The sequence below is a fragment of the Cupriavidus lacunae genome, assembly GCF_003353055.1.
Classification (GTDB): Bacteria; Pseudomonadota; Gammaproteobacteria; order Burkholderiales; family Burkholderiaceae; genus Cupriavidus; species Cupriavidus lacunae.
This window is the reverse complement of record NZ_QKWJ01000078.1, coordinates 23,424-34,728: the sequence shown is the minus strand read 5'-3', so window position 1 is coordinate 34,728 and position 11,305 is coordinate 23,424. Positions and strand designations below refer to the sequence as shown.

9 protein-coding genes and 3 pseudogenes are annotated in these 11,305 nt (G+C 62.6%); 7 read left to right on the top strand and 5 right to left on the bottom strand.

Annotated features, from left to right (window positions below; all coding sequences use genetic code 11):
• The 5 genes and pseudogenes from DN412_RS44185 to DN412_RS34395 all read left to right on the top strand — a co-directional run.
• Positions 1 to 118: pseudogene (locus tag DN412_RS44185) on the top strand (IS630 family transposase); the annotation flags it as partial.
• 349 nt (positions 119 to 467) lie between these two features.
• Positions 468 to 815, top strand: a complete 348-nt coding sequence (locus DN412_RS34410; protein WP_115215668.1) for an MTH938/NDUFAF3 family protein — start codon at positions 468 to 470, stop codon at positions 813 to 815.
• Between the two features lie 183 nt (positions 816 to 998).
• Positions 999 to 1,283, top strand: a complete 285-nt coding sequence (locus tag DN412_RS34405; RefSeq protein WP_115215667.1) for a DUF3303 domain-containing protein — start codon at positions 999 to 1,001, stop codon at positions 1,281 to 1,283.
• Between the two features lie 132 nt (positions 1,284 to 1,415).
• Positions 1,416 to 2,126, top strand: a complete 711-nt coding sequence (locus tag DN412_RS34400) for a hypothetical protein (protein WP_244222914.1) — start codon at positions 1,416 to 1,418, stop codon at positions 2,124 to 2,126.
• A 56-nt stretch (positions 2,127 to 2,182) separates the two neighbouring features.
• A pseudogene (locus DN412_RS34395) lies at positions 2,183 to 2,628 on the top strand (IS5 family transposase); the annotation flags it as partial.
• 8 nt (positions 2,629 to 2,636) lie between these two features.
• Here the strand turns inward: DN412_RS34395 and DN412_RS34390 are convergent.
• Together DN412_RS34390 and DN412_RS34385 are read right to left on the bottom strand one after the other, a co-directional pair.
• Positions 2,637 to 3,626 (bottom strand): annotated as a pseudogene (locus tag DN412_RS34390) (IS110 family RNA-guided transposase); the annotation flags it as partial.
• 162 nt (positions 3,627 to 3,788) lie between these two features.
• Complete coding sequence (locus DN412_RS34385) at positions 3,789 to 5,534, bottom strand: IS1634 family transposase (RefSeq protein WP_115215665.1); 1,746 nt, start codon at positions 5,532 to 5,534, stop codon at positions 3,789 to 3,791.
• Positions 5,535 to 5,848: 314 nt separating this feature from the next.
• Between DN412_RS34385 and DN412_RS34380 the strand changes: the two genes are divergently transcribed.
• Positions 5,849 to 7,900 (top strand): FUSC family protein, encoded by a 2,052-nt coding sequence (locus DN412_RS34380; RefSeq protein WP_115215664.1) that lies wholly within the window; start codon positions 5,849 to 5,851, stop codon positions 7,898 to 7,900.
• A 218-nt stretch (positions 7,901 to 8,118) separates the two neighbouring features.
• On the opposite strand, the gene DN412_RS34375 is transcribed toward DN412_RS34380, so the two are convergent.
• The 3 genes from DN412_RS34375 to DN412_RS34365 all read right to left on the bottom strand — a co-directional run bounded on the left by DN412_RS34375 (position 8,119) and on the right by DN412_RS34365 (position 9,692).
• The gene (locus DN412_RS34375; protein WP_115215663.1) at positions 8,119 to 8,415 is read right to left on the bottom strand and encodes a putative quinol monooxygenase; all 297 of its coding nucleotides are present in this window, start codon (positions 8,413 to 8,415) and stop codon (positions 8,119 to 8,121) included.
• On the bottom strand, positions 8,415 to 9,092 hold the full coding sequence (locus tag DN412_RS34370) for a type 1 glutamine amidotransferase domain-containing protein (protein ID WP_115215662.1): 678 nt from the start codon (positions 9,090 to 9,092) through the stop codon (positions 8,415 to 8,417). The genes DN412_RS34375 and DN412_RS34370 overlap by 1 nt, the downstream gene beginning before the upstream one ends.
• A gap of 150 nt (positions 9,093 to 9,242) precedes the next feature.
• Positions 9,243 to 9,692 carry a hypothetical protein gene (locus DN412_RS34365; protein ID WP_244222913.1) on the bottom strand — a complete coding sequence of 150 codons (450 nt, stop codon included), beginning with the start codon at positions 9,690 to 9,692 and terminating at the stop codon, positions 9,243 to 9,245.
• Here DN412_RS34365 and DN412_RS34360 point away from each other — a divergent pair.
• Entirely contained in the window at positions 9,670 to 10,917 is a 1,248-nt protein-coding gene (locus DN412_RS34360) for an ISL3 family transposase (RefSeq protein WP_115215660.1), read from the top strand. The genes DN412_RS34365 and DN412_RS34360 overlap by 23 nt on opposite strands.
• Positions 10,918 to 11,305 lie beyond the last annotated feature (388 nt).

Here is an 11,305-nt window from a genome sequence, read left to right as displayed (position 1 = left end):
AAAGGGCGAGAGGCTACGCGAGCGGATCGAGGAGCAACTCGCCGACGTCCAGAATAAGCCGCGTCTTGTCCGTTCATTCTTCGACGCTCCATCTGTCGCCTATATTTCCGACTGCTGAGTAAATGTCTGTGCCAAGGTGGCGGCGAACGTCAGAAACCGTCAGCCGTCACTGACGATGGAACTTGGCTCCGACTACGACAGCAGCAGTCTCTGTGCGTTATTTGCGCGACGGCGGGCGGCTGGATGAGGACTTCGAGTTCGACGGAACGCGTGGGAGAGCTGGCACGACTAACTAGTCGGCTGGCAGGCCAACCCGACCTTCACCGAACGCAAGGAACTGAAGCGCAGCCTGCAGCACCCCGCGCAACGCGCCGCCTGACCGCAGCACCTCGCCAGCACTTCTGCCGACCAGAGCGGGCGCACGCGAAGGCCAGCCACCGTGCATCCAAATCGCAAAGGAGCCCCAAATGCGGTTTGAATCATTCTCCTTCGGCACCATCAGTATCGACGGCGTCACATACGACCACGACGTAGTCATCGACCACGGCAAGGTCCGCGAACGCAGGAAGGGCCCCTCCAAGCCATTCCGCGAAGCGTTCGGCCACACGCCGCTGGCGATCCAGGAAGACATCCCCTGGAACTGCAGCAAGCTCGTGGTCGGCACCGGAACCGGCGCGTTGCCGGTGATGGACGAGGTGAAGCGCGAGGCAAAACGGCGCCATGTCGAGCTGGTCATCCAGCCGACAGCCGACGCCATCGAGACGCTCGAGGCGAACCCAAAAGGCGCCAACGCGATCCTGCACCTCACCTGCTAGCGCCGCCAGCCGTCCGCGTCGGGTGACAGGCGTCGGACGGCGTCCGTTCCGGGCATCCCGACAGGACACACCCCTCCATTTCACCACGCGCGGCGACGCGCGCGCTCGATCGCATCCGCATGGCGCGCCGGAACGTATATAGAAGTAGGAGGAGGTGAGACACCACCATCAGGAGATGCCGCCATGAAATTCATGATGACCTTCCATTGGGTTCCGGATACGGAGCAGCGCGCCGAAGCGATCGAGCGCTTTCTGCGAACCGGCGGGGTACCGCCGCAGGGCGTCCAGTTACTGGGCAGATGGACCAGCGCCGATCTCGGGTCGGGCTTCGATCTGCTCGAAACCGATGATGCGGCCAAGCTCACCGAGTTCGCCTATCAGTGGAGCGATCTGATGGAGCTGGAGATCATGCCGGTCCTGGAAGATGCCGAGCTGGCCGCCGTCTTCGGGCGCGTAGCCAAGAAATAGACCAGGCGCGCTAGTTGCGTAGCAACGCGACTCGACATGCACACAACCCGGCACGCCTCCCTTCGCGGCCTGAGGCGCTATCCGACTGCTGCCCGGCCAGGACGTTCGAGACGGACTATCCTGGTCGCGCTTTTGTTACTGATCGGCTATGCCGCCGCCGATCTCTTCTGGCCATGGCACCGCGACCTGAGCCGCTTCGATCTGATCGCGACCGGCACGCTGGAAACCAGGATGTGGCGCTCGTACTACGATCGCCGACCCGTCTCGCTCTTCCTTGAACTGGCGCAGACCCTGCGCACGCAGTATCGATTTCCGTGGCTGAGGTCGTACGTCGGCGCCTATTACGGCGCCTCCGCCGCCTTCACCTTCAAAGAGGGGAAGCAGCGCAGCGACTACGAAAAGGCGTTGTCAGCGCTGAGAACCTATTTCACCCTGATCCACAACACGGGGGACCGCAACTTCGACATGGCTCGCACCACCAGGCTGGAACTGGAATGGTGGATCGTGCATCGGGAGCACGATCGTTATGGGCCCGATGCGTTGACCAACGCTTGCGCGGAAGCGGCAGTGTCGCTGTACATGGTGTCCGCGAATGCCACGCGCGAACACGGGCGGCTGCGCGCGCAAGCGATGCTGCTTCGCGATGCTCACGCAGAAGCGGGCGACATGACGGACGCGGACTGGGCAATCATCGAATCGATGCTGCACCAGAGCTATCAGTCGCTAAGCCATGCGGTCTCATCGCTGCCGCCGCGGAAAGCCGGCCGTGAGCTGCGAGGTGGGCGTCGATTCGTCGAGCAGGGCACTGCTACGTTTCCACCGCAGGGCGGTAGTCCGGGCTAAGTGCCGCTAACAAGATCATGTCATCGTCATATGGCTGTTGAGCGTTGCCATGTGTCATGACACGGAAGAAGATCAACACCGAATTGTGGAAGGCATTGCAGCCGCTGCTGCCGACCGTGGAACCCTCGCCCAAAAGGCGGCCGCCCCAGAGTAGATGACCGAGCATCGCTCAACGGTATCTTGTTTATATTGCAGACCGACATCCCGTGGGATGACTTGCCACAGGAACTCGGCTTTGGCAGTGGCATGACATGTTGGCGTCGTCTACGTGACTGGCAGGCCGGCGGCGTCTGGGGGCGCCTGCATCGGGAATTGCTGACCCGCTTGCGTGAGCATGACCAGATCGATTGGAGTCGGGCAAAGCATCGATGGCGCAGCGGTGGCAGGCCCCCGGGGGGGGCCAGCAGACTGGCCCGAACCCCACGGACCGGGGCAAACCGGCAGCAAACGCCATCTCGTTGTAGACCGGCGCAGTGTGCCCTTGGCGCTGGTTGTGACCGGTGTCACTTTGGCGAGCATCGCCCAGATGATGCGGGCATGCTTGGCGGCCAGCGCCACGGCGGCCACGTTCTTACCGCTGCGTGCTTCGAGTGCGCGGGCCCAGGCGCTGTTGGCGTCACTGCGCCGCTCGATGGTGCGCATGACCGCTCGGGCGCCGTGCACCAGCAAGGTACGCAGGTAGACATCGCCGCGCTTGGTGATGCTGCCCAGCCGTGCCTTGCCCCCGGATGAGTGCTGACGTGGCGTCAGGCCCAGCCAAGCAGCAAACTGTCGGCCGCTATCGAACAGCCTCGGATCGCCGACGCTGGCCACCAGCGCGGTAGCGGTGATGGGCCCGACGCCCTCGATTTGCATCAGTCGCTTGGCTGGCTCGCTTTGCGCGGCCAGCCGGTTGATCTGCCGGTCATAGCTGGCCACGCGCTCGTCCTGGTGATGAAACTCCTCCATCAGCTCGCATACGGCGACGCGTGCCAGCCCAGGCAATCCGTTCTCGGCGTCCTCCAGAACATCAGGCAGGCGCTCGCGCAACTTGTGAATGCCCTGAGGCAGCACGATGCCAAATTCGCCCAACAGGCTGCGGATCTGATTGGCCTGTGCGGTGCGCGCCTGAACAGCGAGCGAGCGCGCCCGGTGTAACACCAGCACCGCCTGCTGCTCCTCGCTCTTGACGGCGACAAAGCGCATGCTGGGCCGCCGGACCGCTTCGCATATCGACTCGGCGTCGTTGGCGTCGTTCTTGCCGCTCTTGCGGTAAGCGGCGACGAACTGGCCAGCCATCAGGCGCACCTCGTGCCCAAGCTTGCGCAGCTCCCGCGCCCAGTAGTGGGCACTCGCGCAGGCTTCGATTCCCACTAGGCACGGCGGGAGCTTCGCAAAGAACTCCCTCACCCGCGACCGTGTCAGCGTCCTGCGCACCACGATCTTCCCTTGGGCGTCCACCCCATGTACCTGGAACACATTTTTGGCGATATCCAGTCCGATGCATGTAACCTTGTCCATGACTCCCTCCTCTCCGTGATTGAGGTTGGTCCGGCCTCTCAATCTGGCACTTCCGATGCCGCAGGGGAAGGGGGAGTCCATGTCATTAGTTCACCAACCGCCTGGGCGAGTTTCCCCTTTTGCGACAGGCACTTGGCGTAATTCCCGGGTTCCGATTTCTGTCTACACGCGGATTTGCTGAAGCAATTCCAGCGCCTGCTTCTGTTTCGCGTTTGCCGTGGTGACAAGCTCGAACGTCGGCGCCTCAGCGCCGGCGCTGGGGGCGCGGCAGGTGTTGCGCACGATCGTGGCGAGTTCGGCCATCAGGCTCGAGAAGGTGTGTACGGGGGTGCCGTCCTCAAGCGTGTGGCGCGCCGCCTTGGCCAGCGCTGCCGCAGAGCGCACCGCAGGCGCCACCGGATCACGCGTGGCCTTGGCGGCCTGATCCGGGTCGGCGAACATCAGTTCGCGCCAAGCCTCGCGCATGTGCCACTCGACGTAGTAGGCCAGCATGCACAGCAGGATATGCGCACGCACCCGATCGGCCGTGCGGTGATGGATTGGCCGCACCTTCAGGTCCACCGTTTTTAGCGAACGGAACGCGCGCTCCACGTTGGCCAGCGCCTTGTAGTTGCGCACGCACTCGGCCGAGTCCATCTGCGCCGCACTCACCGAAGTGCGGATGATATAGAGGCCGTCGAGCGCCGCCTCGCGGGCGATGCCCTCGCTGTTGCGGCTGAACGTGAAAGCCGCGTCGTCGATACTCAGCGCAAAGTGCTTGGCCACCTTGTACTTGTCGATCACCTTGCCCACGCGCAGGCCGATCTGATCGCGCCCGGCAAGCTTGCCCGCCTGCACGCGGGCAACGATCGGCTGCAGGCACGCCTCGGTGGCCGCCAGCAACTCCTCTCGCTTGTGGGCACGCAGCTTGGCCAGTTCCGGATTGCGGCACGCCACCAGCCGCTCGCCCGGATAGTCCGGTGAACTCAGCTCCAGCAGGTTGCGCTCGTCGAACAGGCCAAGCTGCAGTTGCCCTTGCTCGAGCAGCGGGCGGATCGAGGCGCTCTTGAGCGCGGTGATCCAGCCCAGGTCACCGCCCTCACGCATCTGGTCGATGGCCTTGCTGGAGATCATGCCGCGATCACCCACCATGACCAATCGCGAGAGACCAAATTCCTCTTGCAGGCGCCGCACCTCGGGCATGAAGGTCTGGCTGTCGGCCACGTTGCCCTCGTGCACCGACACCGCCACTGGGCAGCCGCGCGCATCGGTGAGCAAGCCGTAGTTGACCTGTAGCAGCCCCTTCTTGCCATCGCGGCTGTAGCCAAGCTTGGCCAGCGGGCAGGTGCTGCCCTCGAAGTAGCTGGAGCTCAGGTCATACAGCACTAGGCCACCGGCGCTCAAGTGGCGCGCGGCGAGCTTCTTCTGAATCGCATCCTGGCGCGCGAGCAGCCAGTCCATGCAGTCCATGGCCGCGTACAGGTCGTTCTCGTTGGCCTCGGTCACGCCGAAGTCCTCCGCCAGGGTGCTGGTGTGCCACCAGCGCGTGGTGGCCAGCTTCGTGTGCGGCGCCGCGATGCGCGCGGCCACCATCGCCAGTACCAGGTCGCGCTCGCGCGAAGGCTTGGAGGCGATCAGCGAGGCAAAGCCCAGACGCTGCATGGCCGTGGCCACCGCCTGCACGTGGCCGTGAGCGCGCGAGCGTGTCACCTCGAACGCCTCGCCCAGCGGCACGAAGGTCTCGCCCTTGAGTGAGCGGCGGATGATCTCGACCAGTGCCTCGGGCAAGTGGGACAGGTTGCCCAACGTCTCGTTCTTGACCACGCCGTCCTCGCGGTAACTGCGTCGCAACAGGTGGGTGCGATAGACCTGGTCCTTGTACTTGCGGGTCGTCGTAACGACGTGAGCGGTTCCGGTTCGTGCTGGCATACCCAGCAGAATAGGATAAAACACGCCTATGTCAAGTATTTTTAGTGACTACAAAATGAAGACATCGAACACCCCCTGATGAGCCGATTCCTCAATCAGGAAAAGGGATTCGCGATCCCGGCTACGTTGTCCGATCGAACGTGTGTGCAAACCGCCCCGTCGCCCAGTCAATGAAGACATGCAACCGTTGGCTCATGTGCAAATGGTCAAAAATCTCCGATCGCCGACCTCGCGCGCCATTGCCTAGAATGAAGTCGCGGCCATTTCCCGGCCCTCATCCTTCCGAAACAAGCGTCTGAGAGTGGCAGCGGCTGATGACCCTATTAGGCAAGCTCGTATCTCTGGTCAGCCGTCGGACCCTGCGGGTGGAAGGTCATGTTTTCGCCATCACGCCCGAACGCATTGCGATTGCGGAAGGGGTACACGCTTCGCTTGCGATGGCGCCAATGCTCTGTGCGGCGGCGCTTTTCGGTCGTCCAGAGATCGCTGTCGGAGCCGTTGCGGCGTTCTGGAACTGTCTTTGCGATCCGCAAGGATCGAAGTTGGCGCGTCTGAAGACGATGGCCATTTTCACCGCCATGGGCGGTGTCGTGATGCTGACGGCGTCCTATGGTGCACATTGGGGCTATGCCGTCAGCATTGGCACTCTGTTTGTCCTGGTGTTCCTTTGTGGACTGACGCGGTCCTACAAGCCCTCCCTCGGGCCCATGCCGGCGCAGGCGGGGTTGATCGCTTCGCTCGCAGTCGTGATCGGCATTGCGTCGCCCCAGCCGCTCGCCGGAGCACTTGAACACGCTGGCTATTTCTTGCTCGGGTCGGCCTGGACCATGCTGTTCTGCATCTTTCTCTGGCCCATCCCGTTCCCGCAATCCGCGTGCTTCACGCTCGCAACAATTTTCGGCAGGCTGGAGGACATGGTGGGCTTTCTGGAGTCGCTGGATTGCCGGCCTGGAATGGATAGACAAGGCTGGACCCAGTTCGACACCGTTTATCGCCGTGGGGTGCGCATGTCGATCGAGCGCGGGAGGGCATTGGCGGCGCACGATGCGCGCAACAGCCCCGATCTCGGTCTGGGCATCGATGCCGCGGGCAGAGTGTTTTCCGCGCTGATCGCCATCGGCCATGTCCGACGCAATGCCGCCAAGGCGATCGACGATGGATCGCGGCCATTGCTTCAAGGCCTGCATCGGTTGCTGCAAGGCGTGACCGAGCGGGTGCAGCACGAAATGTCAATGCCAGACGCGCTGATCGCGCAGGCAGACCCGCTGTTGCGGCAGGCCGCAGATCGGCAGGATCAGACGGCAAGCGCCGTAGCCTTTGCAGCCAGGGCCGTCGTCCGGCTCGCGGACCGTCAACACGCGTTCGCAATGGACCCTGAGACTCCCCCGCCTGCCGTTGCTGGCGCGATCAAGCTCGACAGGCTGGTCTGGGGCCATGCGCTGCGGGTGGCGGTCGCATCGGTGCTCGCTTTCATGATCGGCACCATGCTAAGCGTCACGTTTGCCTACTGGGGAGCAATTGCTGCAATCGTCGTGACCCAACCGATTTCTGCCAATACATGGTTGCGCGTTCTGGAGCGCGCATGCGGCACGCTCGTTGGCGGCATGATCGCTGCTGTGCTTCTGACGAATCTGTCTGGTCCTGTGGTAATGGCAATCGCCATTTTGCCGCTTGCCGCCGTGACCGTCGCCTTGAGGCTGGTGAACTACGGTCTGTTCGTCGTCTTCCTGACGCCGATGTTCATGCTGATGTCGGACTTCATCCATCCTGCGGAGGGGCTGATTGTCGCTCGCCTGACCAATGAATTTGTTGGCGCTTGCGTGGGTATGGTGGCGAGCTTTCTTCTGTGGCCGCAAAAGGAAAGTAACGCGCTGACGGCCGCAATCTCGGCGGCGATCGCGGCCAATATGGCGTTCGCGGCCGCCGTCCTTCGGATGGAAGGAGGGGATCAAGGCGCCATGGCCACGGTGGATCGGCTGCAACGCGAGGCCGGGCTGGCCAGCACACGCCTTGAAGTTGCGAGAGAACGCATGCTGCTGGAGGGACGGTGGCGATCGGCGCGGCTCGAACGACTTCGGGGCGTGATCGTCGCGTTGCGGACAGTCTGCGCCGCCGCCGCAGTGATCGAAGTGCTACGGAGCGGGGAGCCGGACGCACGTGACCGGCAGAGAGCCCATCGCTACGATTCGCTGACCGCAGGGATGCTGGAAGCGCTGACGTCGAGCGAAGCGAGGCAGCCAGTTCACTCCATTGAAATGCCTGTTGAAATGCCTGCGGACGACCTCGAGCAAGCGATCCAGCATTTCGTGACGGTATTCGATGTCTACTTAGGCAGCGCTTCGGAACGCCAGCGCGTCTCCGTTTGACCTGCTTTCAGGGCAGCTTGGGTCCAGTTCATACGACTGCCAGAGAAGGGCTGGCGGCATTCCAATCAACTCCTCTATATGCCCTCGACGGCCCGCGCAAGCAGGTGGCAGATCGCAACCGGTTGGCGCCTCCGGGGCTGGAGCAAGCGCTCCCTGAGCACCTGCCCCCGCCGCGTGTCGGCGACCGATTGCCATATGTACGCGCCGGGGCCAGGGCCTCACGCCCGAAGCAACTCCACCTGTCTGCTCGAAAGCAGCGGAACGATGCGATCCACGACCAGTTCCCGGTAGTGGGCCGAATGGCGATGCGCGTCGATCGCCGCGTTGTCGCGATAGCGCTCGAGCAGGAGAATCGCGCCGGGATTCTCCGTGCTGCGGAACACCTCGTAACCAAGGCACCCCGGCTCGGCCAGCGACTGCTGGCGCAGCGCCGTGGCGAGTTCGAGTACCTCAGCCACGCGCGCTTCGTCCGTCTGCCAGCGGGCAATGACGACGATGTGGTCCGGTGCGCTCATCACTTGACCCCCCGGAGCGCGGCGACAATGGCTTCGCCAACTGCGTTGGCCGACGCGGGATTCTGGCCGGTGATCAGGCGGCCGTCGACCACGACCTTGGACTGCCAGGGATCCGTCGACGAGTACTCCGCCCCGGCGGCGCGCAGCGCACTTTCCAGCATGAACGGGACGTCGGCCTTGGCGTAGCCTTCCTCCTCGGCGTCCGAGAAGGAAGTCAGGCGGCGCCCCTGAACGAGCGGCGTGCCATCGTCAAGGTTGACGCCAAGCAGCGCGACTGGGCCGTGGCAAACGGCGGCGACGATCTTGCCGCCATTCCAGGCGCGCAGTACCGCACGCTTGACATCGGGATCAATGGCGATGTCCACCATCGGCCCGAGTCCGCCGGCGAAGAAGATCGCGTCATAGTCCAGGACATCGACTTCCGAGAGTTTGCGGCTGTGCGCCATGCGGCGGACTGCTTGGCTCTCGCTGAACGCGCGCTGCGCGGGATCCTTGTCGTCATAGCCGTCAGCCGGAGGGTTGCCGCCCTGCGGCGACGCGTACTCCACCGCAATGCCCGCTGCGTCGAGCGCTTTGTAGGGGTGCGCCACCTCGGGATAGAAGTAGCCCGTGGCACGCTTGTTGGGGCCGATCTCGGCCGCGTTTGTCAATACGAACAACACATGCTTGACCGTCATGATGAACTCCTTGAGGTTTCAGTTCTTCGCGCAGCGCTGCTGAATGAACTTTAGGAAGTCAGGAAGCGTTCGAGAAGATAGCACCGCGTTGACAGATTGGGTCATAAAAAAGAGGCTCGTGGGGGGAATCTGTGGGTAGATGGAGGCGATTTACGAGGAGCAGAGGAAGCGATAGAGCTTCTTGCAGGTCGCATCGAAGGCGCTCTGGGCCTGCTCGTCGAGGTGCCGGGAGATCAACGGACCTCCGTACTTGTGAATTTGGTGGAGAACGAGCGTGCGGGCATCCATGGCGGCCGCGTCCGGGTCTTCGTGGCGGACCTCAATGAGATGCCCGCCGAGCATCCAGAGGTGATCGCGGTGATAATTCAACGTTTTGCGCGCATATCCCAGTGTGAGCAGGTGTTGCAGGAAAGGCGTGAACACTTCGACGAGTGCCTGCCCGGGCGGGAGGTCCTGGTCATCGAAACGCCAGGATGCGGGCCAGTTCTGCAGGTCCGGCACGTAACGCGCCAACGCATCCTGGTCCGGGGCGACAATAGCGACTTTTTTGCCCTTGCCGCTTGGGGCCGCGCTAACCATGTTGCTGACTCGCTTGCTCAACGCCTGCCACCATTTTCCCGGTTTTGTCTATGAAGGTGCGCGGCTGTGCGAAGCAACCCAGTCCATCGAGATCGAGGTACGACCGCGCAAGGGTTCCAAGGCGATCTGCTCATGCTGTAGCCAGCCTGCGCGGGGTTACGACACGCTTGCGCAGCGCAGGTTCGAGTTTATTCCAGTCTGGGGTTTTGCAGTGTTCCTGCTTTACACCATGCGGCGCGTCGATTGTCGTGACTGTGGCGTCAAGGTCGAAGCCCTGCCGTGGGCCAGTGGCAAGCACACGCTCACCCGAGCGTACATGCTGTTCCTGGCGCAGTGGGCACGCAAGCTGTCGTGGAAGGAGACGGCACAAAGCTTCCGCACCAGTTGGGAGAAAGTCTTCAACGCAGTGGAGTGGGTGGTCGACTGGGGGCTGGCCCATCGCGAACTCGGTACGATCCGCGCCTTTGGCGTCGATGAGATTCAGTATGGTCGTGGACACAAGTACCTCACACTGGTCTACCAGATCGAGGCCGGCTGCACGCGCTTGCTCTGGGTCGGGCAGGAGCGCACGAAAGAAAGCTTCGCGAAGTTCTTCGCCATGATCGGAAAACAGCTTTGTGAGAAGGTCGAGTTCGTCTGCTCTGACATGTGGAAGCCCTATCTCGAGATGATCGCGCTGCATTGCCCCAACGCACTGAACATCCTGGATCGCTTCCACATCGTTGCCAAGATGAACAAGGCGATCGATGAGGTTCGCGCCGAGGAAAGTCGCCGCATGAGCCGCGACGGATACGAGCCAGTGCTCAAGAAGTCCCGCTGGTGCCTGCTCAAGCGGCAGGAAAATCTGACCGACAAACAGCGGGTGCGTCTGCGCGATCTGCTGCAATACAACTTGCGGACCGTGCGGGCCTGGTTGCTCAAGGAAGAGTTCCAGCAACTCTGGGATTACATCTCGCCCGAGTGGGCCGGCAAATTCCTCGACCAGTGGTGTACCCAAGTGATGCGCTCGCGCATCGAGCCGATGAAGAAGTTCGCCCGCACCGTGCGTGTCCACCGTGAACTGATCCTCAACTACTTCCGTGCGCGCAAGCAGTTCTCCAGCGGCGTCGTCGAGGGTCTGAACAATAAGGCCAAAGTCACCATGAGAAAAGTGTACGGCTTCCGGACCTTCAGAGCCACGGAAATCGCGCTATATCATGCACTTGGGAACCTTCCGGAGCCTCCGGGCACCCACACATTTTCCTGACGATCCAAAAAAGACAAACACTCAGACGGACGGCCGCAGGGGAACTGCGACCGTCTCTGACCGACTTCGGATTCATCAACCGGTCGATGCAACGGCTTGATGGAATCGTTCAGCCGGTGCATCGAAGTTTAGTGTTTTGCGCGATGGCCTGCGGCACCGCGCGCAGGCACTTCGGAACGAGGGTCGGACAAAGCACTCGCGGAAGGGAGCACTGCCGTATCCAGTAAAGATTTCAGGGCTGCTGGAGCATGCGGGATGCCAGGCAGGGCCAGAACGTAAGAGACCATTTACCCCCCCCCATACACAGCCTGAAGTACCGCAGGCCGACGAAGCGCAGGAGGGAGCGACGCATATGTCCGTTGGCTGGGCGGAGCCGCCGCTCGAATGG

What these genes read in the sequence shown, in the direction of transcription:
- DN412_RS34410 (WP_115215668.1), top strand. Translation starts at nt 468, where the DNA reads ATGCGGTTTGAATCATTCTCCTTCGGCACCATCAGTATCGACGGCGTC.
- DN412_RS34405 (WP_115215667.1), top strand. Translation starts at nt 999, where the DNA reads ATGAAATTCATGATGACCTTCCATTGGGTTCCGGATACGGAGCAGCGC.
- DN412_RS34385 (WP_115215665.1), bottom strand. Translation starts at nt 5,534, where the DNA reads ATGCCAGCACGAACCGGAACCGCTCACGTCGTTACGACGACCCGCAAG.
- DN412_RS34380 (WP_115215664.1), top strand. Translation starts at nt 5,849, where the DNA reads ATGACCCTATTAGGCAAGCTCGTATCTCTGGTCAGCCGTCGGACCCTG.
- DN412_RS34375 (WP_115215663.1), bottom strand. Translation starts at nt 8,415, where the DNA reads ATGAGCGCACCGGACCACATCGTCGTCATTGCCCGCTGGCAGACGGAC.
- DN412_RS34370 (WP_115215662.1), bottom strand. Translation starts at nt 9,092, where the DNA reads ATGACGGTCAAGCATGTGTTGTTCGTATTGACAAACGCGGCCGAGATC.
- DN412_RS34360 (WP_115215660.1), top strand. Translation starts at nt 9,670, where the DNA reads ATGTTGCTGACTCGCTTGCTCAACGCCTGCCACCATTTTCCCGGTTTT.